This is a genomic window from Mesorhizobium sp. GW821-FHT04C10 (assembly GCF_059420305.1).
In genome coordinates this window covers 2,765,470-2,791,333 of the sequence record NZ_JBWKTL010000001.1, presented here as the reverse complement: position 1 = coordinate 2,791,333, position 25,864 = coordinate 2,765,470, and the positions used below count along the sequence as shown (strand labels likewise).

General features: G+C 61.5%; 26 protein-coding genes, 1 tRNA gene and 1 pseudogene. 12 read left to right on the top strand and 16 right to left on the bottom strand.

What is annotated here, in order from left to right; all coding sequences use genetic code 11:
• Positions 1 to 33: 33 nt before the first annotated feature.
• A complete protein-coding gene (locus AC07UC_RS13525) occupies positions 34 to 1,053 on the bottom strand; it encodes an Ldh family oxidoreductase (RefSeq protein WP_494906216.1) in 1,020 nt (339 codons plus the stop codon).
• Complete coding sequence (locus AC07UC_RS13520; RefSeq protein WP_494906215.1) at positions 1,050 to 3,206, bottom strand: N,N-dimethylformamidase beta subunit family domain-containing protein; 2,157 nt, start codon at positions 3,204 to 3,206, stop codon at positions 1,050 to 1,052. The genes AC07UC_RS13525 and AC07UC_RS13520 overlap by 4 nt, the downstream gene beginning before the upstream one ends.
• Before the next feature lie 263 nt (positions 3,207 to 3,469).
• On the opposite strand from AC07UC_RS13520, the gene AC07UC_RS13515 reads away from it, so the two are divergent.
• The 7 genes from AC07UC_RS13515 to lhpI all read left to right on the top strand — a co-directional run bounded on the left by AC07UC_RS13515 (position 3,470) and on the right by lhpI (position 9,324).
• Positions 3,470 to 4,135, top strand: coding sequence for a GntR family transcriptional regulator (locus tag AC07UC_RS13515; protein ID WP_494908929.1), 666 nt, complete (start codon positions 3,470 to 3,472; stop codon positions 4,133 to 4,135).
• A gap of 197 nt (positions 4,136 to 4,332) precedes the next feature.
• Positions 4,333 to 5,340 (top strand): trans-3-hydroxy-L-proline dehydratase, encoded by a 1,008-nt coding sequence (lhpH, locus tag AC07UC_RS13510; RefSeq protein ID WP_494906213.1) that lies wholly within the window; start codon positions 4,333 to 4,335, stop codon positions 5,338 to 5,340.
• 80 nt (positions 5,341 to 5,420) lie between these two features.
• The gene (locus AC07UC_RS13505) at positions 5,421 to 6,242 is read left to right on the top strand and encodes a transporter substrate-binding domain-containing protein (protein WP_494906212.1); all 822 of its coding nucleotides are present in this window, start codon (positions 5,421 to 5,423) and stop codon (positions 6,240 to 6,242) included.
• Between the two features lie 86 nt (positions 6,243 to 6,328).
• Entirely contained in the window at positions 6,329 to 6,991 is a 663-nt protein-coding gene (locus tag AC07UC_RS13500; protein WP_494906211.1) for an amino acid ABC transporter permease, read from the top strand.
• Positions 6,992 to 7,001: 10 nt separating this feature from the next.
• On the top strand, positions 7,002 to 7,655 hold the full coding sequence (locus AC07UC_RS13495; protein WP_494906209.1) for an amino acid ABC transporter permease: 654 nt from the start codon (positions 7,002 to 7,004) through the stop codon (positions 7,653 to 7,655).
• A complete protein-coding gene (locus tag AC07UC_RS13490; protein ID WP_494906207.1) occupies positions 7,652 to 8,374 on the top strand; it encodes an amino acid ABC transporter ATP-binding protein in 723 nt (240 codons plus the stop codon). The genes AC07UC_RS13495 and AC07UC_RS13490 overlap by 4 nt, the downstream gene beginning before the upstream one ends.
• 2 nt (positions 8,375 to 8,376) lie before the next feature.
• Positions 8,377 to 9,324, top strand: coding sequence for a bifunctional Delta(1)-pyrroline-2-carboxylate/Delta(1)-piperideine-2-carboxylate reductase (gene lhpI, locus AC07UC_RS13485; RefSeq protein WP_494906205.1), 948 nt, complete (start codon positions 8,377 to 8,379; stop codon positions 9,322 to 9,324).
• A 41-nt stretch (positions 9,325 to 9,365) separates the two neighbouring features.
• On the opposite strand, the pseudogene AC07UC_RS13480 reads toward lhpI, so the two are convergent.
• The 11 genes and pseudogenes from AC07UC_RS13480 to AC07UC_RS13430 all read right to left on the bottom strand — a co-directional run.
• A pseudogene (locus tag AC07UC_RS13480) lies at positions 9,366 to 9,547 on the bottom strand (IS110 family transposase); the annotation flags it as partial.
• Between the two features lie 19 nt (positions 9,548 to 9,566).
• A complete protein-coding gene (locus AC07UC_RS13475; protein ID WP_494906203.1) occupies positions 9,567 to 9,824 on the bottom strand; it encodes a hypothetical protein in 258 nt (85 codons plus the stop codon).
• A gap of 35 nt (positions 9,825 to 9,859) precedes the next feature.
• Complete coding sequence (locus AC07UC_RS13470) at positions 9,860 to 10,993, bottom strand: ABC transporter ATP-binding protein (protein ID WP_494908928.1); 1,134 nt, start codon at positions 10,991 to 10,993, stop codon at positions 9,860 to 9,862.
• 39 nt (positions 10,994 to 11,032) lie between these two features.
• Entirely contained in the window at positions 11,033 to 12,436 is a 1,404-nt protein-coding gene (locus AC07UC_RS13465; protein ID WP_494906201.1) for an NAD(P)/FAD-dependent oxidoreductase, read from the bottom strand.
• Positions 12,433 to 13,302, bottom strand: coding sequence for a PfkB family carbohydrate kinase (locus AC07UC_RS13460; protein WP_494906199.1), 870 nt, complete (start codon positions 13,300 to 13,302; stop codon positions 12,433 to 12,435). The genes AC07UC_RS13465 and AC07UC_RS13460 overlap by 4 nt, the downstream gene beginning before the upstream one ends.
• A complete protein-coding gene (locus AC07UC_RS13455) occupies positions 13,299 to 14,144 on the bottom strand; it encodes a sugar phosphate isomerase/epimerase family protein (RefSeq protein WP_494906197.1) in 846 nt (281 codons plus the stop codon). The genes AC07UC_RS13460 and AC07UC_RS13455 overlap by 4 nt, the downstream gene beginning before the upstream one ends.
• A 10-nt stretch (positions 14,145 to 14,154) precedes the next feature.
• Entirely contained in the window at positions 14,155 to 15,015 is an 861-nt protein-coding gene (locus tag AC07UC_RS13450; protein ID WP_494906195.1) for a carbohydrate ABC transporter permease, read from the bottom strand.
• Positions 15,012 to 15,977: a carbohydrate ABC transporter permease gene (locus tag AC07UC_RS13445; protein WP_494906193.1), complete on the bottom strand. Its 966-nt coding sequence runs from the start codon at positions 15,975 to 15,977 to the stop codon at positions 15,012 to 15,014. Before AC07UC_RS13445 ends, AC07UC_RS13450 begins: the two co-directional genes overlap by 4 nt.
• Positions 15,978 to 15,990: 13 nt before the next feature.
• Entirely contained in the window at positions 15,991 to 17,316 is a 1,326-nt protein-coding gene (locus AC07UC_RS13440; RefSeq protein ID WP_494906191.1) for an ABC transporter substrate-binding protein, read from the bottom strand.
• Positions 17,317 to 17,386: 70 nt separating this feature from the next.
• The gene (locus tag AC07UC_RS13435; RefSeq protein WP_494906189.1) at positions 17,387 to 18,400 is read right to left on the bottom strand and encodes an SIS domain-containing protein; all 1,014 of its coding nucleotides are present in this window, start codon (positions 18,398 to 18,400) and stop codon (positions 17,387 to 17,389) included.
• A gap of 180 nt (positions 18,401 to 18,580) precedes the next feature.
• On the bottom strand, positions 18,581 to 19,603 hold the full coding sequence (locus tag AC07UC_RS13430) for a LacI family DNA-binding transcriptional regulator (RefSeq protein ID WP_494906187.1): 1,023 nt from the start codon (positions 19,601 to 19,603) through the stop codon (positions 18,581 to 18,583).
• A gap of 123 nt (positions 19,604 to 19,726) precedes the next feature.
• Between AC07UC_RS13430 and AC07UC_RS13425 the strand changes: the two genes are divergently transcribed.
• Both AC07UC_RS13425 and AC07UC_RS13420 read left to right on the top strand, forming a co-directional pair.
• Positions 19,727 to 19,969, top strand: a complete 243-nt coding sequence (locus AC07UC_RS13425) for a hypothetical protein (protein ID WP_244735390.1) — start codon at positions 19,727 to 19,729, stop codon at positions 19,967 to 19,969.
• Positions 19,970 to 20,121: 152 nt separating this feature from the next.
• The gene (locus AC07UC_RS13420; RefSeq protein ID WP_494906185.1) at positions 20,122 to 20,343 is read left to right on the top strand and encodes a hypothetical protein; all 222 of its coding nucleotides are present in this window, start codon (positions 20,122 to 20,124) and stop codon (positions 20,341 to 20,343) included.
• 127 nt (positions 20,344 to 20,470) lie between these two features.
• Here AC07UC_RS13420 and AC07UC_RS13415 read toward each other — a convergent pair.
• Positions 20,471 to 20,546: transfer RNA gene (locus AC07UC_RS13415), tRNA-Ile, on the bottom strand.
• A 134-nt stretch (positions 20,547 to 20,680) separates the two neighbouring features.
• On the opposite strand from AC07UC_RS13415, the gene AC07UC_RS13410 reads away from it, so the two are divergent.
• Entirely contained in the window at positions 20,681 to 21,391 is a 711-nt protein-coding gene (locus AC07UC_RS13410) for an SIMPL domain-containing protein (RefSeq protein ID WP_494906183.1), read from the top strand.
• 156 nt (positions 21,392 to 21,547) lie between these two features.
• Here the strand turns inward: AC07UC_RS13410 and AC07UC_RS13405 are convergent, their stop codons facing one another.
• Together AC07UC_RS13405 and AC07UC_RS13400 are read right to left on the bottom strand one after the other, a co-directional pair.
• Entirely contained in the window at positions 21,548 to 21,904 is a 357-nt protein-coding gene (locus AC07UC_RS13405; protein ID WP_081295150.1) for a hypothetical protein, read from the bottom strand.
• A gap of 191 nt (positions 21,905 to 22,095) precedes the next feature.
• Positions 22,096 to 22,542, bottom strand: coding sequence for a YcgN family cysteine cluster protein (locus tag AC07UC_RS13400; protein WP_494906182.1), 447 nt, complete (start codon positions 22,540 to 22,542; stop codon positions 22,096 to 22,098).
• A 198-nt stretch (positions 22,543 to 22,740) separates the two neighbouring features.
• Here AC07UC_RS13400 and AC07UC_RS13395 point away from each other — a divergent pair, with 198 nt between their 5' ends.
• Positions 22,741 to 24,987 (top strand): OmpA family protein, encoded by a 2,247-nt coding sequence (locus AC07UC_RS13395; RefSeq protein ID WP_494906180.1) that lies wholly within the window; start codon positions 22,741 to 22,743, stop codon positions 24,985 to 24,987.
• Between the two features lie 320 nt (positions 24,988 to 25,307).
• Positions 25,308 to 25,829 carry a TIGR00645 family protein gene (locus AC07UC_RS13390; RefSeq protein ID WP_140774583.1) on the top strand — a complete coding sequence of 174 codons (522 nt, stop codon included), beginning with the start codon at positions 25,308 to 25,310 and terminating at the stop codon, positions 25,827 to 25,829.
• Positions 25,830 to 25,864 lie beyond the last annotated feature (35 nt).

Below are 25,864 nucleotides of genomic sequence, written 5' to 3'. Positions count from 1 at the left end.
GATTTCGCGTTTCGTTCGCGAAAAAACGTTTCGTCAGGCAGCCAAGCTTTTCAGTTGAACAAGATCGCCTTCCGGGATTGGAATGCCGAAGCGCTCTGCCTTGAGGCGGTTGGCGTAGCGTCGTTGACCCGGCAATCTGTCCTGGCCGGCATCGATCAATCGTGAGCAAAGATGAGAGACCCGCTCGGCATATCCAGCGTTGCCGCCACGCGCTGGGTCGATGACCAAAATCAATTGTCCGGCCTTCGGCGTCTGCGCGCCAACATGATCGCCAAAGTCGTTTTCGAAGGACAATTCACCGCCGGTCAAGGCGCCGGCCAGGAGCTCAACCATCAGCGCGATGGACGAGCCCTTGTAGCCGCCGAAAGTATTGAGCGCTCCACCGGCCAGGATCGCATGCGGATCGGTGGAGGGTCTTCCCGCACTGTCGACCCCCGTCCCAGGCGGAAGCGGGGTGCTGGCAAGAGCGTGCAGTCTGACCTCGCCATTGGCCATCACGCTTGTCGCCTGATCGAAGACGAGCGGTTCGCCGCCCGCGACAGGCGTTGCGAAGGCAATGGGATTTGTTCCATACACCGGCTTGTGGCCACCATGCGGCACGACATTGGCCAAACCGTTGACGAAGGCGAGAGCCAGGAGGCCTTCACGGGCGAACGGCTCTACATCGGGCCAGAGAGCGCTGAAATGGTGGGAATTTCGAATGGCGACGACAGCGATGCCTGTGCTGTCCACCGCAGCCTTGATCGCCTGCGCGCCGGCTGCCAGCGCTGGTTGAGCGAAGCCGTTGCGAGCATCGACGCGAATGAAGGAAGAGCTGACCGGATTGACGTCTGGCGTGGCCTTTCCGTCGACCCATCCGGTTGCGAGCGATGCCATATACCCAGGAATTCGAAATATGCCGTGGCTGATCGCGCCGTCTCGCTCACAGCCGGCGCAATTCGCGGCGAGACTATCGGCAACGATGCCCGATGTTCCGTTGTTGAGAAAAATGTCCCGAAGGAGCAATCGGAGCTCATCGAAACTGATGTGGAAGTCAGCCTGTGCCGTCGTCATTGCGGCACCTCGAGAAATTTCCGCAGGCAGTTTTCGAGAAGGCGCGAAACACTGTTGTCGTAGCCATTGTGCGAAAGGCTGCCGCAAAAGGTGATCGAACCGACGGAGAACAGGCCTCCGCCATTGTCCGCCAACCCAAAGACAATGTTCGAGCGGATGCCGCCATAAGGTCGTGGACCGCCATCGAAAACCCCGGGCAGCAGCAGTTCTTCAAAGGTCGTTTCGAACGTTGAACCATGGCCTTCGGACGCGGCTACCACGCGCACAAAATCTGGGGTTCCGAGACTCGCGGCAGCTTGGTCGATTTCAAATCCCGCAGCGCCGCCGCCGGAGAGGCCGAAGTCCCCTATGTTTTGATCGCTCGGGATACCGTCGAACAGGAATGCAAGATCGGCTTCAAACGACTCCTTGGTGCGGACATAGTAGGTGCCTTCAAAGGCGCCTTCGGCGGTGAAGCCGACGCCGGCCACCTTTTGGGGCGCAATGCCGTTGCGCCGCCACAGCCCGCCATATTCGCCGTCGAGCTGGTTGTAGTATTCGCCGGCCTCGCTGGCCCAGACCCGCATGCCGCCTTCGGCCCGGCGGATCTCGATCATGTGGGGTTCAGCCGGATTGCGACCGATCTTCCAGTAGAAGCCGTTGCCGCCCAGATACATCAGCTTGCCGCCGCCTTCCCTGTAGGAGATGAGGGCTTCAAGCGTCCGACGTGTGTGGTATTCCGGATGCGTCCCCGTGAGGACCACATCGTATCCGGACAGTGCGGTCGCGCCATCGCGGTCCAAATCTTCGTCGGTCAAGACATCGAACGAGAAGCCTTTGGCCCTCAGCCAATCGGTCAGATGGGAATCCGCGGAAAAATGGCGCATCCCCGATCCGTTTTCGTCGAAATAAGTGAGATATCGCGGTCGCATTGTCATGATCGGCCGCAACCGCGATGACAGGGTTATGCCCGATCCGTCCGGATGGCGATTGTAAGTTGAGTGACCAAAGGCGCCGATATTATCGGGATTGTGGGGATAGGCGTTCCACTCTTCCACCCGCGCCTGCAGCGCGCCGGAGAAATTACCCCGGGCGTGGTTGGCGTAGGCCATGTAGGTGAACGTTGGCGCCAAGAACAAAATTCTCTGCCTGGGCGATTGCGGATCGCACAAGACATAAAACGGAATGGTGTCGGCGCCGATCCCGTTGTCGACCGACAAACCGTAGACGCCCGAGGGCATGCCCGCCGGCACCTCGACCGCTATCGTCGTTTCCCACCCGCAATCGCTCAGATCGTCGGAATGGAAGGTGATTGCCGCATAGTCCTGCGGCGCAACCTTCCAATCCATGTTGCGACCGGTCCAGCTCGACGACCGCACCGCGCGCATCGGCATGTTGACCAGCGTCAGACGCCGCGATCGGTCGATATCGTCCTCGATCCACTCGTGACCGGTGTTGGCAAAGGTCCAACTGGCGAGGACGTTTCCATTCGCGTCGCTCACCCGCGGTGCTTCGATCGATCCGTTGAAGCAATCTTCGGCATGTCCAATCCAGACCGCGGCAAAGCAGATATGATTGACACTGCGAAGCACATTCACGACGTCGGTTGCCACCGCTGCGACTTCTGAATTTTCGCCATTGTGGGTAGTCGACCTGTGGACCGAAACACCGTTGTTGTCGAATGCAACTTCGAGGTCGGTCCATTCGTTCAAGCGCAGAGCGAGCTTCAGGTCGACAGTCGTCTGGGGCTGCCGCAAGGTCTTCACAAAGAGAGCTCCGTCGACCAGAACCAGGGCCAGGCCCTTTGAGCCATCGGAATTCTGCAGCGAGAAAATTGTCTGAGTAACAGCGCCTGAGAGCCTTGGCTTGACAATCAGTCGAACGACCAGGCCCGAAGTTTCCAAGCGTTGCGGGATGGGTCCGATGGCACAGGAGCCCAAACGAGCCCTCTGCTCGATTGCCGGATACCGCTGCTTCAATCCAAATTCGACGCTTTCGCTTTTCGCTCCCGGGCCGGCCGGATTGGGATCGCAGCAGTCGAGTCTGACAACACTTGCCGCCACATCCCGATTGCCACCGGACGAGATCTTGAACTCGAGAACTTCGCCCGCTTTTGCGCTCAGCGGCGCAACGTAGCCGATGACTGCCGGCAGAGGATGCTGGAGGTTGAGCATGTCGTACCAGGGTTAGAGCAACAAGCCGCCATTCGACCAACGCGGGCCTGAGCTTGCAAAGACACGGGGCCCGCGCTATCTTTAAATCGAATATCGTATACGCTATTCGCTTGTCAACAGGCCCTGCCCTAGCGGTTGCCAAATGCGCAATCCCAAGCCAATTCTTCCGGGAATATTGTATACGGACTGGATAGTGTGTCAGACGAAGTTGGTCATCCCGTGATTCCACTCACGTGCAGCAAGTTGTGAACCTGGAGGTTCCATTGCCCTTAAATCCTGCGGGTCTGCCCTCTCTCGGCTCAGCGCCGACGGCCTCCGACCTCATCGCCAAGCACATACGCGAAGCCATTGTCACAGGCGAGTTCGACGAAGGCGAGCCGATCCGGCAGGACGATGTCGCAAAGCTTTTCGACGTCAGCAAGATACCCGTTCGCGAGGCTCTGAAGCGTCTTGAAGCCGAAGGCCTGGTGGAGTTCCAGCGAAACCGCGGCGCCGTCGTCAAAAGTGTCTCCGAGCCCGAAATCGCGCAGATCTTCGAGGTACGAGCGATGCTGGAGTCGAACGCGCTGAAATTGTCTGTGCCACACATGACGGCAAAGACGTTCCAGCGGGCAGAGCAATATTGCGATGCGTTCGCGCGTGAGACCAATGTGGCTCGATGGGCTGAGCTCAACTGGCAATTTCACTCCTGCCTGTATGAGGATGCCGACCGGCCCTTCCTCATGAACCTCATCCGGTCCGTCAACGACCGGATCGAGCGCTATCTGCGCATCCAGCTCACGCTGTCGGGCGGGACCGGCGTCGACGACAGGGAACATCGCGAAATTCTCGCTGCATGTCGCGATGGCGATGCTGATCGCGCAGCACGATTGCTGCACGACCACATCACCAAGGCATGCGCATCCCTGCTGGCGAACATTCGCAAATAGACGCTTCGCGACCGATGGCGACACTTTCGCGACTTTCTCCTCTTGACGCCCTTCGTTTATCGTATACGATATTCCATATGAGCATCAGATACGGCTCTGTAGCATTCACTTTGGATCAGCGCGTCCAGGTGGATGTGGAGGAACCCTGCCTGCCACTCCGCGATGGACTGGCGAGAGACACCGCTTTGGGGAGTAACATGAAGTACGAAAGGTCTTTGAACACGGTCGAGCTGCACACCTGCGGTGAGACGTTCCGGCTTGTCACGCAAGGGCTGCCGAAAATCCCCGGCAAGACCATTGTGGAGCGTGCTGCCTGGCTGAAGCAAAATGCGGATCATTACAGACGCGCTGTGATGCTGGAACCGCGCGGCCACAAGGACCTCTACGGCGGCTATTTGACCCCGCCTGTGAGTGAACGTGCCGATTTCGGCATCATCTTCCTCAACAACACGGATTACAGCCCGCATTGCGGCCATGGCGTTATCGCACTCGCAACCGCTGCCGTGGAGTTGGGCTGGATCGAGCGGGTGTCCCCGGAGACCCGCGTCGGCATCGATGCGCCCTGCGGTTTCATCGAAGCTTTTGTCGAATGGGATGGCGAAAGGGTCGGCTCCGTTCGGTTCGTGAATGTGCCCTCATTCGTCTTCAAGCAGAACGTCACTGTTGAGACGCCGACGTTCGGACAGGTCACCGGCGATATTGCCTATGGCGGCGCAACCTATTTCTACGTCGACGGGCGCCGACATGACGTTGCCATCCGTGAAAAGGATCTGCAGCGAGTCATGCAGCTTGGTTACGAGATCAAGGCTGCCATCAACGCCAGGATGCCTTTTGTTCATCCCGAAATTCCTGAGTTCAACGATGTGTATGGGGTGATGGTCTACGGCGCACCGCGTCACCAGGGATCAACGCAGGCCAATTGCTGCGTCTACGCCGATCGGGCAATCGATCGATCTCCGACCGGATCGGGGACGGCCGGCCGGCTCGCGCAACTCTACCTGCGTGGAGAACTGTCCTCCGGAGAGACCCTGGTGAACGAATCGATCATCGGGACGATCTTCAAGGGACGCGTTCTCGGCGAGACGAAGGTCGGGCAGTTCGATGCTGTCATTCCCGAAGTGAGCGGGCGAGCCGCCATCTGCGGCTTCGCGAACTGGGTCATCGATGAGGCCGATCCGCTCACTTATGGCTTCCTTGTACAATAGAATCGTATACGATATTCTAGATACGATATCAGCCAATCAACTCCATAAGGCTGCAACTCAAACAAAAGAGAGGAACTGAAATGCGCATTGCTCCCTTCGTTTTCGCCGCCGCCCTGGCCTCAGGGCTCGCGACCGCTGCACATGCCGATCAGCTCGACGACATCATCTCGGCTGGCAAGCTGCGTTGCGCGATCGAGCTCGACTTCCCGCCGAACGGCGCACGTGACAAGGACAACAAGCCGATCGGCTTCGACGTCGATTACTGCAACGACCTGGCCAAGGCGCTTGGCGTGGAAGCCGAGATCGTCGACACGCCTGATCCCGATCGAATTCCGGCCATTCTTTCAGGGCGGGCCGATGTCGGCATCGCCGTTGCATCCGACACGCTCGAACGAGCAAAGACGATCGGTTTTTCCATCCCCTATTTCGTCTTCAAGACCATCGTTCTGGTGCGGGAGGATTCCGGCATCAAGAACCCGACTGACATCAAGGGACACACCGTCGGCGGGCCGGCGGGCGCCTATGAGACGCTTGCCCTTGCAGAGAGCGTCAAAGGGTTCAGTGACCCGAACGGCAAGATGCTGACCTTCCAGTCGCAATCGGACACCTTCCTGGCATTGAGCCAGAAGCAGATCGACGCGACCTACACCACCTCGACCATCGCCACCGCCATCATTCAGTCAGGCAAATATCCCGGGCTGAAGATCGTCGGCGACGCTCCTGTCGATGCCGATTATTGCGCGATCCTGGTGCAGCGCCACGAGCAGGGATTGCTCAATTACGTGAACCTGTTCCTGAACCGGCAGGTCCGTTCTGGTCGCTACGCCGAACTCTACAAGAAATGGGTAGGGACGGAAGGCGGCCCGGCCCCCGATCTGACCGTTGCTGGCGTCTATCGATAACAAGCCCGCACCGTCGCGGACGCAGTCTGTGATTGCGTCCGCGACGCTCGCCGACACCAACCCGTATCCGCAAGAAGGGGCCTAGCATGGCATACACCTTCCAGTGGCGTCCCGTGCTCCGCTCGCTGCCAGAGACGTTGTGGGGCGCGTTGGTGACCCTAGAAATCGCGGCCTTGGCGATGGCCATTGGCACCGTTTTCGCCATTCTCTTGGCGCTCGCAAAAAGATCGGGCGGAAAGACGCTCACGGCTCTTGCCGACATATGGATCGAGACCGCGCGAAACACCCCTGCCCTGTTTCAAATCTACCTGATCTATTTCGGGCTCGGATCGTTTGGCCTTCGAGTCGACTCCTACTCCGCGCTGCTGCTGGGCATCACCTTCAACAATGCCGGCTACCTCGCTGAAACCTTTCGCGGCGGCTTCTCCGCTGTGCCGGAGACCCAGACACGCGCGGCGCGCTCCTTGGGCTTGGGGCAAATCCGCACCATGTGGCACATCGTATTGCCGCAAATGCTGCGCGCTGTCTTCCACGCCATGACCAACCAGATGGTCTGGTCGATCCTTATGACATCGCTGGGGACGATCGTCGGCCTGACGAGTGACCTGACCGGCGTCACGCAGCAATTGAACGTCGTGACATATCGGACCTTCGAATATTTCTTCGTTGCAGCTTGCCTCTACTACCTCATCTCAAAAATTTTCACGCTGTGCGCACGCCTGATTGCGTCGCGCCTGTTCCGGTACTGAGGAGCTGCACATGTTTTTTGGCGCCTCACTGTCCTGGAGCGACATTCTCTTCATGCTGAATGGCGCTGTTACCACCATCGCCATCACCTTGGCCTCCGTCGCTATCGGCACTGTGCTTGGCGTTCTGTTCGGCCTCGCCAGGGCCGGTTCGCCCTGGTGGGTCAGCTGGCCGATCGGTGGGGTCCTCGACATCTTCCGCTCGGTTCCGCTGCTCATCCAGCTGGTTCTGTTCAATTCGTTCAACAGCATGTTCCGTCTTCACTGGCCGACCTATCTGGTGGCCTGCCTTTGCCTGGGCATCTACGCGGCGGCGTTCTGCACGGAAATCGTCAGAAGCGGCGTGACTGCAGTCCCCACCACCACGCGGCGGGCCGCCCGATCGCTTGGGCTGACCTGGTTTCAGGAAGTCGTGTCCATCACCTTGCCCATGGCAACCAGGATCGTGTTCCCGAGCTGGATCGGTCTGGCACTCGGGGTGATGAAGGACACTGCCCTGGTGCTCTGGATCGGCATCGTTGAACTCCTGCGAAGTTCGCAGATCGTCACGACCAGAGTGCAGGAACCGCTCCTGATCCTGTCCATCGCCGGCGTGATCTATTTCCTGATGAGCTTCCCGATCGCGAGGCTCGGAGCACAGCTCGAGAAGAGGTGGCGGATACAATGATCGAGATAGAAGACGTTCACAAGAACTTCGGCGCTCTGCACGTTCTCAGGGGCGTCAGCCTGAATGTGAACAAGGGCGAAGTGTTGTCGATGATCGGCGGATCGGGCTCCGGCAAATCGACCATGCTGATGTGCATCAACGGTCTTGAGGGCATTCAGAAAGGCCGCATCAGCGTCGACGGCATCGATGTCCATGGCAAGAGTACGGATCTGAACAAACTCCGCCGCAGGATCGGCATTGTGTTCCAGCAGTGGAACGCCTTTCCACATCTCACCGTGCTTGAAAACGTCATGCTCGCCCCCAGAAAGGTCTTGGGCAAGTCGAAGCAGGAAGCGGAGGCCATCGCCGTCCAGCAGCTCGGCCATGTCGGTCTCGGCGAAAAGCTCAAGGCGTTTCCGTCGCGTCTTTCCGGCGGCCAGCAGCAGAGAATGGCGATTGCCCGCGCGCTCGCCATGTCGCCCGACTATATGCTGTTCGACGAGGTGACGTCAGCGCTTGATCCCCAGCTCGTAGGCGAGGTTTTGGACACGCTTCGCATGCTCTCGAAAGAGGGAATGACGATGATCGTGGTGACACACGAAATGCGTTTCGCACGCGAAGTGTCGGATCGTGTCGCCTTCTTCTGCCAGGGGCAAATCCACGAAATCGGCACGCCAGTGCAGATCTTCGACAGCCCGCAAAAATCCGAGACCGCCGATTTCCTGCGCTCGGTCCTGTGACCATGCTCAAAATCGCCGATGCCAATACAACGTCGCGTCACCTGGACTACGGTCGATTGGTAGAGGCGCTTGATCGCGGATTTGCCCAAGGCTGCGTCGTCCCCGTTCGCCACCACCACACGATCGAAAAGGAAGGCCAGCCCGACGCAACTTTGCTTCTGATGCCTGCTTGGAGCAGCGGCTCCGATGAAGTCAGATATATTGGGGTCAAGCTCGTGACCGTATTCCCCGGCAACACGGCCAAAGGCTTGCCCGGTCTAACGTCAACGTATGTGCTTTACGATGGCGACACGGGACAGCAATTGGCTATGCTGGATGGCGGCGTCATCACTGCGCGGCGGACGGTGGCGACCTCAGCGCTTGCAGCGCGCTACCTTTCCCGGGAGAACTCCCGAAACCTGCTCGTCCTGGGCTCAGGCCGCGTGGCAAGTCTCATCCCCGAGGCCTATCGCGTCGTCCGTCCGATTGCCGAGGTGTCCGTCTGGGATATCAATCAGGAGAGCGCCGCCCGTATGGTTGCTGATCTCACCGACAAAGGATTTTCGGCGTCGATCGAGAGCGACCTCGAAGCGGGCGTCAGAAATGCCGACATAGTCAGTGCGGCGACACTTGCAACGTCGCCATTGATCCAAGGCGCATGGCTCTCACCCGGGACCCATGTCGACCTGATCGGAGGATTCACGCCGAAGATGCGCGAGGCTGACTCCGAGGCCATGCTGCGTGCAGCCGTCTATGTGGACACCCCAGAGGCGTTGCACGAGGCTGGAGACTTGAGCGAGCCGATCGCGAGCGCGCTGATCTCGCCAAATCATATCCGCGGCACCCTTGCAGAGCTTACGAGGGGAACGATCAGCGGGCGGAACAATCCACAACAGATCACTCTTTTCAAAGCGGTGGGCTCAGGCCTGGCTGATCTCGTTGCAGCTAAATTGGTGTTTGGTTCGCTTTGACACAGTGCATAGTTTTCAAGCCTGACGACAGCCTGCACTGTGATGGCGTTCTCCAGGTCGAGGAGTTTGGCTTTCAGGTTGCGCCAGTGCACCAAGAGAAGCTTCGTGCGGTAGCAACTTTCCGACTTGATGTAGGCCTGGCGGAACCAGTCCGTGCGCATCAGAGGGGCGATCCCCACCGCAGTTGCGCCGACATTGCGGCGCGCACATACTTGGTTTCCAAGCGCACCGTCAGCACGAGTTCAATATACCTTGTGCAGCGCTGCAGCTTCTTCAAATGCACCGCCATGCAAAACGTAACTGGTGAATTGACGGCATTGCAATTGCCACGCGTCATCGCGGTGTCGAACACTTGAACATGTCTTTGGAGTGGATATTCGCAGCGAGCCGTGGCGAACAAACAGAAGGGCTGGCATAGCCAGGACATCGCCGTTTTTGATCTGGCGTTGGATATGGACCGCCAGGCGCTCACGGCTGAATTTATCGATCACCGTCTGCATGTGGAGAGTCTTGCGGTCATGGGCGCGATCGGCTGTTATGACGAAGCGTCGGTTGAACTGTCGCGCCGGCTCACAACCGGAATGGCGTTTCCTGCGGCGTCGAAAACATGGATATCCCGTCGCCGCGCGGTGAAATCGACGCTCTGCGAGCGCGCAATGGAACTCTCCCCATCCACCTTGACCAGGAACTTCTCGCTGACGCCGGGCAGATCCACATAGAGGATCTGCACCTCGCCGAGATGCTCGACGAGATCGACGGTTCCGGTAAATGCCGGCTCGGCCCCTTTTCCCTCGGCGATCCGCAGGTTTTCCGGGCGGATGCCGATGCTGACGGCCTCACCTTTCGAAAGCCTGCCGGGTTCCGCCGCCAGTTCGAGGGTGACGCCGCAATCGAGCCGGCAACGCGCCGACGTCCCGGTGCGGTCGACGACCGTTCCCTTCAGGATGTTCATCGCCGGCGAGCCGATGAACTGGGCGACGAAGAGGTTCGCCGGCTTCCGGTATAGTTCGGTCGGCGTGCCCAGCTGCTCGATGCCACCGTCCTTGAACACGACGATCCGGTCCGCCAGCGTCATCGCCTCGACTTGGTCGTGGGTGACGTAGATCATTGTCACGTCGGGCATGCTCCGCTTCAGCTTGGCAATCTCGATGCGGGTGGCGACGCGCAGTGAGGCATCGAGGTTGGAGAGCGGCTCGTCGAACAGGAAGACACGCGGATTGCGCACGATGGCGCGGCCGATCGCCACGCGCTGCCGCTGTCCGCCGGAGAGCGCCCTAGGCTGGCGTTGCAGGTATTTGTCGAGCTGGAGGATTTCGGCCGCCTTGCGCACCCGCTCATCGATCTCGGCCTTCGACATCCCGGCGATGCGCAGCCCGAAAGCCATGTTCTCGTAGACCGTCATATGCGGGTAGAGCGCATAAGACTGGAACACCATCGAGATGCCACGCTTCGAGGGCGCGACGGCATTGATCCGCTCGCCGTCGATGACGAGGTCGCCGGAGGTGATCTTCTCGAGGCCGGCGATCGAGCGCAGCAACGTGGACTTCCCACAGCCCGACGGACCGACGAAGACGATGAATTCACCCGACTTTATCTCAAGGTCGATGCCGTGCAGGACTTCCAGGTCACCATAAACCTTGCGAATGTTTCTCAGCGACAAATCGGCCATCATTCCCATTCCATTGGTTGATTTCAGACGCATGCGCCATCAGGGAGCGAGCCCGGCCAGGAATCGCGTCACTGCATCCGGCCGCCTGTTGAGGATTTCGAGATCGTTCTTTCGCCGGATGGCGTGACGCACGACCCGCGCGCCGAGATAGCGCAGGGGCTCGGGCGGAAGCCGGGTGCGCTTGCCGATGCCGACCAGCCCGCACCGGCTCCACGCGTCGTCACGCCCGAGGACGAGGCTTGCCATGATGCGGCCGGCGACGGGCGTCTGCGCGATGCCCGTGCCGTTGAAACCCATCGCGTAGAAGATATTCGCGTGGTCCTTCAAATGCCCGAAGACTGGCAGGTGCTCTGCCGTGCAGTCGATCGGGCCGCTCCAGTCGCAGAGCACCGGCACGTCCTTGAATTGCGGATAGACCCGGTGCAGCTCCCGGATGTTTTCCGCTCCTCCGTCGCTGCCACGGTTGAACCGGTCATCGATGCGGTCGTCATAGGCGATGCCGCCCGTGCCGCGCCCGAAGATGACGGCACCTTCCGGCGTGCGCTGGTAATAGAGCACATGGTGCTGGGCGTCGCAGATCGAGGCGCCGTCGGTCCAGCCGATCCGCTCGAGAATGTCCGGCACGGGCGCGGTAGCGATGACCTGGCTGCTCACCACGTAGAGATAGGGATGCAGCTCCGGAATGGCCGAAAGCCAGGCATTGGCCGCGAGCACGACCTTGCCGGCGGAAAGCACGCCGCCGGCCGAGCGCAGTCGTGGCCGCGGACCGAGCGAGATGTCGACGACCGGGCTTCGCTCGTGGATAACCACACCCCTTTCAAGGGCAAGTCGGCGTAGGCCGATGGCGAGTTTCGCGGGCTGCACGGTCCCCGCCCTCTCTTCGACGATGCCGACATAGGAGGCATCCGAGCCGGTGCGGCGCAGGATGTCGGCACGCTGAAGCGGATGGAAGCGCTGTTCGCCAAGCGCGAGGCAGAGGTCGCGGGCCGCGGCCCAGGCTCCTTCCTGCGCGGTCGAACTTGCCGTCCATAGCCAGCCGTCGAGCCTGAGGCCCATCTCCATGGTGCCGGAGGTTTGGAGGCCGTTCAGCTCCTCGATGGCGTCGGCGGTCGACCGGCACAGCATCAGGGCATCGTCCTCGCCGACAAGCGCGCGCAGCATATCGATCTCGGCGAACCAGCTATGAACCTGCCCGCCATTGCGGCCCGACGCGCCGGAGCCGCAGAAATCGGCTTCGAGCACGGTGACGCGCGTTTCAGGCGCCTGCTCCTTGATACGCAGGGCGGTCCACAGGCCGGCATAGCCGCCGCCGACGATCGCCACGTCGCAGTCCGCCGCGCCCTGCAAGGGCGGGGTGGCGGCGTCGGCCTCTATGCTGCGCAGCCAGTAGGAGCGATCGGCCTTCGCCGCCGCGACCGGTGGCCGCATCGTGATGGTGTTCATGCTCCAGTCCTCTGCGTGCCGCGGATGACATCGTCATACTTGGCGAGCAGCCATTGCGGGATCGCCCGGATGGGCTGCGGGAAGCCGCCTAGATGGGTGCAGGTTTCCGATGCCCTTTCGGCGGCGAGCCCAAGAGCGTCCCTGCCCGAACGCTCCTCGAAGAAGCGCGACGTGATGAAGGTCGCGATGAAGCTGTCCCCCGCGCCGCAGGTGTCGACGACGGCGACCGGCACCGAACGCGCCTCGGTGACGCTGCCACCATCATCGTAGAAGGAGCCGCGCTTGCCGCAGGTGATCACGATCCGGCGCGCGCCCGCGGCCCTGAACCGCGCGATCAGCGGTTCCACGGACTCGGCCGGATCGTCCGGGCCGGAGGCGAAGACCAGCGGCACACCTTCCAGCGAAAGGCCGAAATGCCGGGTGGACACATCGATGCTGAAGGGCATGCTATCCGCGACGAGCCTGCGGACGAGCTTTTCGCTGGCGTTCGTCCCGAGATGCACCCAATCGGCCTGCCGCAGCGCCTCGTAGCGTTCGGCACTCGGAACGTAGTCCTCTCCCACGCCTAGCGATTCTAGAACGAAGCGCCGTTCGCCGGCATCGTCCGTGAGCAGCGTTACGGCGGAAGCGCCGGGTCGGATTTCGACATCGTTCCCGTCGAGCCCAGCCTCCTCGATGGCCGCGAGCATGATGTCGGCTTCCGCATCCTGCCCCAGCGCCCCGAAGTAGCGGGCGTTCAACCCATGCCGCCGCCATTGCACGGCGACATTGAGCGCGTTGCCGCCCACCGTGACGAAACCCTTGGTCAGGTAGGCGTCGAGACAATTGTCGCCGACGGCGATCAGCTTGGGATTGGCCTTCGTCATTCTTCGTCAGCCCGATCGAGATGAGGTGCGATCGCGTCCAGGCATCGCCGCCAGGCGGAAACGGGATCGAGCGCATAGGACCCGTTGCCGAAGGGCTCGAAGGTCAGCGTGCCGGCAAAGCCCTGCGCGCCAAGCTGCCCGAGATGATGGGCGAGCGGCAGGTTGCCGTCGCCCCAGACAAGATGCCCCGCCGGCGTCCCGTCGACGACATGGACATGCGCGACGCGCTTTCCGAACCGCTCAAAATAATCGCCGACGCTGTCGCCCGCTGTCGCCATGGCAACGAGATCGAGAACCACGTCGACATCGTCGCCATCGAGCGCGCGCCAGAGAGCGTGAAGCTGATCCGCATTGGTGACGATGTTGCTTTCGAGGCGCTGCAGCGGCTCCAGAAGGCAGGAAACGCCGAGCGACCTCGCATGCGCCGCGATCCGGTTGATCGACGCGACCGAATGCGCCCAGGCGGTTTGCCTGCTTTCGCATTCGAAGCCTCGGCCCGGCGTCAGGAAAAGATATGTCGCGCCGAGTTCCGCGCTGATATCGGCCGCGCGCATGAAGCGCTCGACGCTGGCCTCCCGATAGGCGCTGTCGCCGGAAGCGATGTTGATCGGATAGAGAACCTGCTCCGGCGTGAAGCAGCGAACGCTCAGGCCGTTGTCGTCGAGGATCGACTTTACCTCGGCGAGCCGTGCGCGGTTGTCGTGGAAAAGGTCGAGATGCGGGGCGATGCCCCAGAATTCCATCCGGTCGAATCCCATGACGCTGAGCTTTTCGGCTGCCCAGCGGAAGGGGTGGTGCTGAAAGGCGAAATTCGCACCGATAAGCTGTCTGCGTTTCAACATGGACCTTGGCCTATTTTCCCATGCCCTCGGCAAGCCCGCGGATGAAGAAACGCTGAGCGGCGAAAAAGACCATGACGATGGGGAGCGCCGAGAGCGTCATGGCGGCGAAGACGACGGCGTAGTTCGTGCCGTGTTTCGCCATGATGGAGGTCAGACCGACCGGCAGCGTCTGAAGGTCCGCGCCGCTGGTGAAGATCATCGCGAAGAGATACTCGTTCCAGGCGAAGAGCACGTGCAGGATGACGCAGGACACCAGGATCGGCTTGCACAGCGGCAGCGTCACCTTCCAGAAGATCTGGCCTTCGCTGGCGCCATCCATGATGGCGGCCTCGTCGAGGTCGCGCGGCAGGCCAAGCATGTAGGCGCGGATCAGGAAGGTCGTGAAGGGGATGCGGAAAGCGGTGTAGAGGATGATCAGCGCCCAGTAGGTATTGTAGAGGCCGAGGTCCTGCATCATGCGCACCAGCGGGATGACGGCGACCGTCGGGCTCAGCATCAGGCCGCCAAGCACGATGCCGACGAAGAACGGCTTGCCCGGGAGCTTCGAGCGGGTCAGGCCGTAGGCGGTCCAGGCACTGACCAGCACGGTGCAGAAGGCCGATCCGATCGTGACGATGACGCTTGTCGCGATATAGTTGCGAATGCCCTGATTCCAGGCGGCGATGTAGTTCGTGATGTTGAAGCCGCTTGGCAGCGCGAACGGATTGCCGAAGATCTCCGCGTTGGTCTTGAAGCCGTTCAGGGCCATCCAGAACAGCGGATAGAGCACGACGATGCCGAGGCTGGTAAGGAAGGTGACGAGGCAGACCTTCGCCAGCACGGCGACGAAGTCCGTGCGCTCCATCTGGCGCGGCTGATAGGAGTGGCTCACAGCTCGACCCTCCGCCTTTTCGTGTACCAGAGCTGTGCAAAGCCGGTCATGAGCGTGATGACGAAGATGACCGATGCGATCGCCGCGCCGTAGCCGAAGTCGTTCTCGATGAAACCCTGCTGATAGAGCCATGTGCCGAGCACCTGGCTGCTGTTGTTGGGCCCGCCACCGGTCATCACCATGACCTCGTTGAAGACCTGGAACGCGCCGGTGATGGTGATGATCACCATCAGGCCCGTCATCTCCCGGGTCAGGGGAAAGGTGATGCTCCACAGGCGTCGCCAGGTTCCCGCCCCGTCGATGGTCGCCGCGTCGTAGAGGTCGCGCGGGATCTTCTGGATGGCGATGGCGAACAGCAGCGTCGAATAGCCGAAGCCCTGCCATTGGCTCATGGCTATGATGGCATAGATGGCCGTCCCTTCCTCGCCGAGCCAGGCACGCGACCATCCTGCAAGGCCGACCTGCGTCAGCGCCGAATCCAGAAGGCCTATGTCGGGCTGATAGATGAAGTAGAAGAGAAGGCCGGTCACGGTGATCGAGATGGCCGACGGCACGAAATAGACGGCGCGCCAGAAGCGACGCCATCTCTCCTCGGCGAGCCCTTCGATCAACGCCGCCAGCACGAAGGCGCCGAAGACCTGGAAGACGACCGAGATGACGGCATAGAGCGTGTTGTTGACGATCGAGATCCAGACCACCGGATCGGCTTGCAGGCGGCGATAGTTTTCCAGTCCGACGAAAGCGGTTTCGCCGGTGAAGATGTCCTGGTTCTTCGTGCTGACGACAAAGTTGTCGATGATGGGATAGTAGACGAACCAGAGGATCAGCACGAAGGCGGCGAGGATCCAGCGGAACGACCAAACGGCGGCCAGAGGGCCGAGCCAGTCCCTCTTGGACCGGCTCGGCCCGGCAATGCCGATTTTGACGGCTTCACCCTTGTGCCCAGGCTGCATGGCGGTCATCGCTGGCCAAATCCTACTTCGACGGAGCTGCCGCTTCCTTCACCCGTTCCATGACCTGTTCCGGGGTCATCGAGCCGCCGATCAGCGCCTGCAGGCCGGACAGCCAGGCAGCCGCCACGCGCGGCGGGTTCGCGGTATCGAGCCAGGGCATGAGATAGGAGGAATCCGCGATCACCTTCAGGCCGTCGACAACGGTCGGGTTCATGGTCTCCGCCGAATAGCCGCCGACCGTTGCGCTCGGCTGGCCGTAAGGCGTTGCCGACAGGACCTTACCGTTTTCGGCCGAGGTGACGAAGCGCATGAAATCGATCGCGAGAGGGACGTTCTTCGAGGCCGCGTTGATCATGTAGCCCTCCGGCGCGCCTTCGATGGCTTTTACGTCGCCCTTGGCGTCCTTCGGGACCGGCAGCTTGAAGAAACCGAAATCCTCGCGCTTGAGCGCGCCGTCGGCCGTCGACTGATCAAACTCGATGATCTCCTGATAGTACATCGCGGACTTGCCGTTGCTGAACTGCTGCAAGGCCGAGGCATACGAGGAACCGTTCGTGCCCGATCCGTCCGAGCACTCGTCGATCAGCTGTTTGTACTGCTTCAGGCTCTCGACATAGCCCGGATCGGTATATTCGGCGGTGGCCGGAACGAAGTCCTTCTCGAGGGTCGCCTGGGGCACATTATAGGCAAGGAGTTGCCCCGCATAATGGACGCCCGGCCAACCTTCCTTATTGCCGAAGGAGATCGGCGTGACGCCGGCCTTCTTGAGGGCCGCGCAGGCACTCAGCATGTCGTCGAAGGTCTTGGGCTCGGCAATGCCGGCCTTTTGGAACAGGCTCTTGTTGTAGCCCATGAACTTGGCGTCCAGATAAAGCGGAATGCCGTAGAGCTTGCCATTGTACTGGAAGGCGGAGACGGCAGCGGTCGCGAGCGTCTTGCCCCATTCCGTGTTCGGCCCGATGACGGGGGTCAGATCGACGGCGCGGTTGCCGCGCACGAAGTTCTCGCCCCAGCTGCCTGTCCACGTGAAGTAGACGTCCGGCAGCGAATTGGACGCGACGAGCGCCTTGGTCTTGCCCTTTACGCTGTCGTCGCTCTCCTGGATGAGTTCGACCTTCACGCCGGGATGAAGCGCTTCATATTTCTTGGCGGTGTCGACGAAGAAAGGAGAAAGCTGCTGCAGGCCGAATTTCGTCAGTACGCTGAGCGTGCCCGAATAATCGACCTTCGCATTGGGATCAGCGACGACCGGGCCGGCAGCGGATGCGGCACTGACGCCGCCGATGACGAAGGCGGCGGCAACGATGGCCGCGAGGCTGGGCGTGCTCAAGAAAATATTGGCTTTCATTTCGCAGTTCCTCTCTGTTGATTTTGTCTCGTCAGGCATGCGTTCCGGCGGTGGCGCCGGACCGCAAAGCTCAATATTCGACGCGCTTGTAGTAGCGACGCGTGGTCAGCGGGTGGTCGCGCAGCACCTCCAGATGCGCGCTGAGGCGCTCCAGCATGGTTGCGAGGACGATCGGCGAGATGAGGCCGCGCGTTTTGGCCGAGATACCCGGCAGGGTGGCGGAAGCCGCATCGAGGACGCGCACCTTGTTGGTGTAGCGCTTGGCGAAGTTCTCCACCCGGTCGGTCAGCGGACGGAACGCGTCCTCGCCCTTGAAGATGAACAGGCTGACGCCCGGCTCCACCAGTTCGAGCGTGCCGTGGAAGAAGTCGGATGCCTGCACCGGGCGGGTGCGGATCCACTGCATCTCCTCGAGGATGCACATGCCGTAATAGTGCGCTTCCGGCCAGACGGAGCCGGCGCCGGTGAAGATATGGTAGGTTTCGTCCTTGATCTCCCTTGCGAGGGCGGCGGCTTCGGCCTCGTAGCCTTCCTTCACCGAAACCAGCAGCTTCGGCAGCAGCGCCAGCTCGGCCACGGTCGCGTCGAAATCGGCAAATTCGCCGCGCTCGGCCAAGAGGGCCAGCACGATGAGAAGGGTCTGGAGGTAGAAGGATTCCGAAGAGGTGTCGTCCTCGGCAAAGTTGGTGAAGTTGTAGTCGGCGTCGCGGCCGAGCGGGGTATCCTTGTGGCCGGTGAGCGACAACGTCTTGACGCCGCGCTCCTTCAGGAAGGCGAGAAGCTGCACGCTTTCCTTGGTGGTGCCGGAGAGTGAGGGCAGAACGACCAGCGCCTTACCGTCGAGGCCCGCCGGCGGCTCCAGCACCACCTGGGCGGGATAGGCCGCGGAAACCGGGAAAAGCGTCGTGTTGCGCGCAAGCTCAATGGCCGGCAGGGTCAGAAACTGCACGCCGCCGGTTCCCATGAAGAAGATGCGTTCCAGACCGCCGTCCAGCAGGTCGCGCATCAGGACACGCACGTCCTTGGCGATTGCAACCGCGCCGCTTTGGATCTTCACAAAGCGATCCCTATCGAAATTGAGCATTTGAAACTTCCCGTTTTGCGTTCCGCACTTGCCCCCGAACCACGCGGGCGTCCTCACTCAATGATCTTGAGACTATGACCTTGAGAATGTGTGTGAGATCGATCTCACACACATTTAGCGCACGAGAATTCCGTATTGGCAAGTAGGCTTTCAAAAAAATAGGACACACGTTTTCGAGGTTCAGCCGCCGCGCCGACTGACCGAACCACGAATGATCAGCTTGGTTTCGAACCGGACTTTTCGCGGTGGATCGGTTTTCCCGGCAAGCCGATCGAACAGGAGCCGGGCCGCCGCGCGTCCTATTTCCGAGACCGGCTGCGAGACGACGGTGATCTGCGGATCGGTGAATGTCGCCAGGTTGAAATCGTCGAATCCGATCAGCGAAACGTCATGGGGAATGGAAATCCCCATCGAACGAAAGGCAAGAAGCGCGCCCTGCGTCATGAGGCTGTCGACCGTGAAAAGCGCCGTCGGCGGTGTCTTCTGGCTGAATAAACGTATCGTTGCGTCGACAGCATGCTCGACCGTCGATTGCGAGACCGCGATCATCCGTTCGTCGGACCCGATGCCGCCGGCCGCAAGCGCCGTCTGGTAGCCGGTCATGCGCGCGCGGGAGGTGAAGATGCGCATATCGTCCTGCAGCAGCCCAATACGGCGGTGGCCCATGGCGATCAGATATTCGACCGCTTTGCGCGCTCCTCCCTCATTGTCGACCACGACACTATCGCAGTCGACGCCCTCGGCGACACGGTCGATCAGGATCAGTGGCACGTTTTCCGCGATCAGGCCTTGCAGATGCGCATTGTTCTCGGCTGATGTCGGTGCAACGATGAAGCCTCGGATAGAAAGCGACTGGAGACTCGCCAAGAGCGAGATCTCTTGATCCAGTTCCTCCTCGCTGCTGCCGATGACGAGATTATGCCCCCATTCGCGGGCAAGCACTTCGATGTCATGGGCTATGCGCGCGAAGAACGGGTTCTGGATGTCGCCGAGAATGCAGCCGACAATCGGCAGCTGCCCATTGCGCAATGCCTGCGCCAGGCGATTGCCTCGATAGCCGAGCTTTCCCGCCGCCGCCTGCACCTTCTTGGCAGTCTCGTCGCCAACATAGCCATAGCTGTTCAGGGCGCGGGCCGCGGTTGCGCGCGATACATGCGCAAGTGCCGCCACATCCTTCAAAGTTGCCGGTTTGCTCCGCGCCATACGACCCTTCGATTCTTCGGGCAGGACCCTTCCTGCGGTCGCTGTTGTAGCTTCGGGTCTCCGGCTAGCAAAGGCCCCTGTCGCGATGGAAAAGGCCGCAGCCTACTTCGCGAGGCAAGTGACATGAGGTTCTCTTTCATCGCGAGGCACCGGAGCAAAGAGAAGTACGAGGAACGGCATACAATCGGTACGCCCGCTCGGACCTGCTATGCCCTTGGCTTCTGGCTCGGCAATCGCCGCGGCGACATCGCCAACCTTGAGTGGGATGATCTCGTCACGGAGGAGATCGAATTGTTCGACGGCTCGCTCGAATTGGAAGAACCGAAATCGCCATGGCGGAAGGGAGATGTTCATACCGGTCGTTGACAAGTTGGCGACAACCTTGGAACCGCTTGACCGGTCGAAGGGGGGCACTGTCCTCAAGACCGCGTATGGGAAGCCGTTCTCGGAAATGAGCCTGACAGGCATGATGCAACACTGGACGCGGCAAGCGGATATCGCCGAAGGATATACGCTGCATGGGCTACGCCGCACCTTCGGAACCTATCTGGCAGAATGCAACATCCAAGCGCGCGTCCATCATGGACGCCGTGGGTCATTCCTCGATGACGGTGACCGACGACAAAGTGCGCGACGCTAACAAGAAGCGGATCGCCGTCGATATCGCGCGAGCCGTCAACCTGCGTGAGGAAAAGCGCGGTCAGATGAAGCGGCGGACGAGTTTGCGGATCGTAAGGTGATAAAGGAATCGCGGAATGGCTAAGAGAGGCGCCTTTGATCATTTTCAGGCAGTTCGCCCCGCCCGTGGGCAAGGTGTGGGGCAAGCCGTGGGCAAAGCCACATTTTTGCCAATAAAATCAATGGTTATGGTGGGCCCGGAGGGACTCGAACCCCCAACCAAGCGGTTATGAGCCGCCGGCTCTAACCATTGAGCTACAGGCCCCACGCCGGCTGGATTAATGTTTTTCGCATCGCGGCACAAGGCTTTCGCGACGGGCTTTCGCTGATCGCCCAAATCAACCCATAATCGCGCTCTACGCGACGCTTGCGACCTGATCGCATACCACGGAGATTTTCATGACCAGACATCTTTTGCCCCTCGCGCTCGCCGCTGCAATCGCTTTTCCGGCGATGGCTGGAGCCGCCGATTCGCCGACGCCCGCCCGCATCATCGTATCGGGCGAAGGCGAAGCGACCACACCTCCCGACCTGGCGTTGCTGTCGCTCAGCGTCATGCGCGAGGCCAAGACGGCGCGCGCGGCGCTCGATGCCAACAACGACGCCATGGCCGCGGTGATCGCGGCGATGAAGGCGGCCGGCATCAAGGATCGCGACCTGCAGACCGCCGGCATCCAGATCAATCCGCGCTACAACTTCACCAACAAGCCCGACGGCAGCCAGGAGGCCGAACTCGTCGCCTACCAGGTCACCAACACGCTGGCGGTTCGCGTGCGCGACATCGACAAGACGGGCGAGATCCTCGACAAGGCTGTGTCTCTCGGCGTCAACCAGGGCGGCGGCATCTCCTTCACCAACGACAATCCTGATGCCACCATCACCGAAGCCCGCAAGAAGGCGGTTGCCAACGCCATCGCCAAGGCCAAGACGCTGGCCGAGGCCGCCGGCGTCAGCATCGGCCGGGTGCTGGAAATCTCCGATCAGAACGTCGCTCCGGCGCCGATGGCGATCAACGCCAAGGCATTCGACGCGGCCCGGTCGGCGGTGCCGACCCAGGCCGGCGAAAACGCCTACAATGTCCAGGTGACCGTCACCTTCGAGCTGAAATGACAGCCGGCTGAAGCAACGATCATCCGTCGCCGGCGGTGCCGGGGACGGATGACCTGCAGTCGATACGATGCAAGGAAAAACCCCGCGGGATCGCTCCCGCGGGGTTTTTCGAGCCGCGCCCGTCCGATCGGACGGGGGCTCCGCCATCAAGAGGCTTCAGCGGTTGATGATCGGGCAGCCGCGCTCATTGGCGAAGACGATGACGACGCGATCGCCATACTGGCGGCCCATCACCTTCACCACGCGGCGGTTGGCGTCGACGATGCGGGCACGGCGCAGCCCCATGCGCTCGGCCTTGTCGAGGGCGCGGTCGGGCGAGCAGCCACGGCGCCAGTCGTCGCGGCGCTCGTCACGGCGGTGGCGATAGCCGTCATCACCGGCATAGACGCCGAAGCGCGGATCCTGGTTGTTGCCGAAGCCGAGATAGAGGCTGTCGGCATGGGCGGGAATGGCGGCCAGCGTGCCGAGGCCGACCAGCGCCGAAAGGGCTGCCGTCTTGATCTTGGTGTACATGCTTCTCTCTCCTTGTTGCGGGCTTGCGCCCGTCCTCGTGAAACCGATGGCGGGACAATGCACTGGCCTGTCTGAACTATTTACGAACTCGCCGTTCATCTGCGGTTCATGTGGCGGCAAGAAAAACCTCCGCCGGTCTTCGAACAACAACAATATGGCCCCGATGCCCCGATTCCTGGCGGACACCAGCCTCAAGGCTCGTCGTCGAGTATATAGTCAAAGTAATCTTCGGGCTCGGCCAGTTCGGTCTCGCTCGCCTTGACCCGGCCGCGCATCGAGATACCGGCCTCGTGCACGGTCTCGGCACTGCCCGACACCAGCCGGTGCCACCAATAGAGATCACGGCCCTCGGCCACCAGCCGATAGGCGCAGGTGCTGGGCAGCCAGCTGATGGTGCGCACATTCTGCGGCGTCAGGCCGACGCAATCGGGAACGCGCGCCAGCCGGTTAGCATAGTCGGCGCAGCGGCAACTCTGCGCATCGAACAGCCGGCAGCCGACACTTGTCCAGTAGATCTCGCCCGTATCCTCGTCCTCGAGCTTCGACAGGCAGCATTTGCCGCAACCATCGCACAGTGATTCCCACTCGGTCGGGCTCATCGCTTCCAGCGTCTTTGTTTTCCAGAATGGCGTTTCCATCTCGCGGATGTGGCCCCGGCCGCCGCCGAGGTCAAGCGCGGTAAGGGCTGGAATCGGACCTTAGGCTGGTCTAATGACACGAAGTTGCCTTCAAAAGGCCGGCCAATCGCCCTGTACGGCATCTATCCCCACCAAACTGGAACCAATCGGTCCAAGATCGGTTTCGGCAAGGATGGGACCCCACAAGGAGAGTTTTCGATGAAACGCCAACCACGGATTCTGGCAGGCACAGCACTTGGCCTGCTGATGGCATCCGCGCCGTTGGGCGCGTTCCCGCTTCAGGGAAGTGCCGCGTTCGACCCCATGCAGCGCGGTGGAACGCCGCTGATCCTGGCCCAGGACGCACCCGCCGACGAGGGACAACAGAGCGACCAGGAGCAGCGGCGCAAGAAGAAGCGCGATCAGCAGCAGACCGAGCAGGCCCCCGCCGAGAAGGCAGCGCCGGCAGCCGAGCAGGCCGCTCCAGCCGCTGAGGAACAGCAGCCGCGCAAGAAGAGGCGCGACCAGCAGCAACAGGCCGAACAGGCTCCCGCCGAACAGACCGCACCGGCCGCCGAGGAACAGCAGCCGCGCAGGAAGAAGCGCGACCAGCAGCAACAGACCGAGCAGGCGCCGGCCGAACAGGCCGCACCGGCCGCCGAGGAACAGCAGCCGCGCAAGAAGAAGCGCGACCAGCAGCAGCAGACCGAGCAGGCGCCGGCCGAACAGGCCGCACCAGCCGCCGAGGAGCAGCAGCCGCGCAAGAAGAAGCGCGACCAGCAGCAACAGACCGAGCAGGCGCCGGCCGAACAGGCCGCACCAGCCGCCCAGGAGCAGCAGCCGCGCAAGAAGAAGCGCGACCAGCAGCAGCAGACCGAGCAGGCGCCGGCCGAACAGGCTCCCGCGGGGCAGGCAGAGCCCGCCAACGACAACCAGCCGACAAAGCCCGGCAGGAAACACAAGGCGGACCAGCAGAAAGAGGCGCCCGCCGTCCCGGCAGTGACGCCGGAAGCCGTTCCGACGCCGAAGGAAGCTCCGGCCGGCGAAGCGACGACGCCCAAGGCTGAAACGGCTCCGGCCGGCGAACAGCCGGCGACACAGGGCGAGCAGCCCCAGGACAAGACAAAGAAGCACGGCAAGAAGCCGACGGGCGAACAGCCCGCGAATGGCGAACAGCCGGCCACGGGCGCACAGCCAGCCACTGGCGAACAGCCGGTCAATGGCGAACAGCCGGCAAATGGCGGCAAGGCCGCGCCTGTCCAGGGCGAAAATCCCGTACAAGGCGAAGCTCCCGCCGACAAGAACGCTGCCCCCCTCCTCGACAGCCAGAAGGACGCCGAACGCAAGGGCGGCGGCCGCAAGCATGGCGACAAGAACGGCCAGCAGAATGGCGAGCAGCAGAATGGTGGCCAGAACGCCCAGCAAGGCGGTGATCAGGGGCAGAAGCCTGTGGTCGCTCCCGTCGACCAGGGGCCGCCTCCAACCGACGACAAGGCAGCCCAGCAGGAGATCAAGCCCGAAAAGTTTGTCCCGGTGACGGAAGAGAAGGGCAAACGCCGCGACCGTGCGCCCGATGAGAACATCCGCGACCGCCGCCGCCCCCAGGGCGTTGACGTGCTCAAGGAGATCGGCAACCGCGTCATCATCCAGCTCGGCGGCCAGACGATCGTCCAGAGCAATGACGGTCCGCGTATGAATCGCGGTGCCAGGGACGTCTACTACGAGGACCTGCCGCAGAACCGTACGCGCGAGACGGTCGAGCGCGACAACGGCATCCGGATCGTCACCATCCGCAACCGCTATGGCGATGTCATCCAGCGTTCACGCATCACGCCTGACGGGCGCGAATATGTTCTGAGCTATGTCGACGAGCAGGACTATCAGGATGAGGGCGACTGGCGCGATCCCGGCGATGACCTGCCGCCGATGCGGCTGACCATCCCGCGCCGTGACTACATCCTCGATTCCGAGGACGTGGAAAGCCCGGACGACTACTACACCTTCCTCGAACAGCCGCCGGTGGAGAGGGTCCAGCGCCTCTATTCGATCGACGAGGTCAAGCGCTCGGCCCGTGTGCGCGACATTGCGCGCCGCGTCGACCTCGACACGCTGAACTTCGAATTCGGCTCGTCCTCGATCTCCGACACCGAGGTGCAGAAGCTTGAGGGCGTCGCCAACGCCATGGAGAAGCTGTTGAAGAAGAACCCGGCCGAGACCTTCCTGATCGAGGGCCACACCGACGCCGTCGGCACGCCGGAGGCAAACCTTGCTCTGTCGGACCGCCGTGCCGAAGCGGTTGCCGAAGCGCTGACCAATGCCTTCGGCATCCCGCCGGAGAACCTGACGACGCAGGGCTATGGCGAGGAGTATCTGAAGGTAAACACCTCGGCGCCCAACCGTGAGAACCGGCGTGTCGCCATCCGCCGTATCACCTCGCTGGTAGCACCCGTTGCCAGCAACAATTAGATCATGATTTCAAAATCATGACCTGATTTGCGGACTCAACGCTGGAAGCGCCCATCCCCGGCTCGGCCGGGGATGGGAAAGGTTCGGATCCGGAGCTTCGGCTCAAGAAGATTTGTCCCGGCATTAAAGCCGGCTCATTGAATCGCGGGCCCGCTCACCCCAGATTCAGGACTGGGCGTTCCCTGCCCCGTCCCGACTCCAGCGGGACGCATTGAGCCCCGCCGGCCCTCTCCGGCGGGGTTTTTTGCTATCTTGCAAAAAGCGTTCGCGTGGTCGAAATACGGCCTGATCACCGACCCGAGAACAACTGGAACCACTCTATGAAGCGTCTCGAACTCGCCATCGAATCGATCATACTCGCCTCGCGCTGGCTTCTGGTCGCCTTCTATATCGGTCTTGGCCTGGCATTGGCCGTCTATGCGCTGTCGTTCGCCAAGAAGCTCTACGAGTTCATCACCATGGTGTTCCTGCTCGGCGACACCGACACAATCCTGAAGATGCTCGGCCTGATCGATGCGGCCCTCGTCGCCTCGCTGGTGGTGATGGTCATCATCTCCGGCTACGAGAACTTCGTCAGCCGCTTCGACGACCCGGATGGCAGCGGCGTGCATTGGCTGGGCACGATCGATGTCGGATCGCTCAAGGTCAAGGTCGCCTCGACCATCGTCGCCATCTCCTCCATCCACCTCTTGCAGGTGTTCCTCAACTCGTCCTCCTATTCGACCGACCAGTTGATGTGGCTGACCATCATCCACCTCACCTTCGTCGTGTCGGCGCTGATGCTGGCCTATATCGACCGGCTGATGGGCCTGAGCAAAGGCAAGAAGGACGAGATAGGCTGATACTCGACGCGGACTGGCCAAAGCCTCCCCAACTT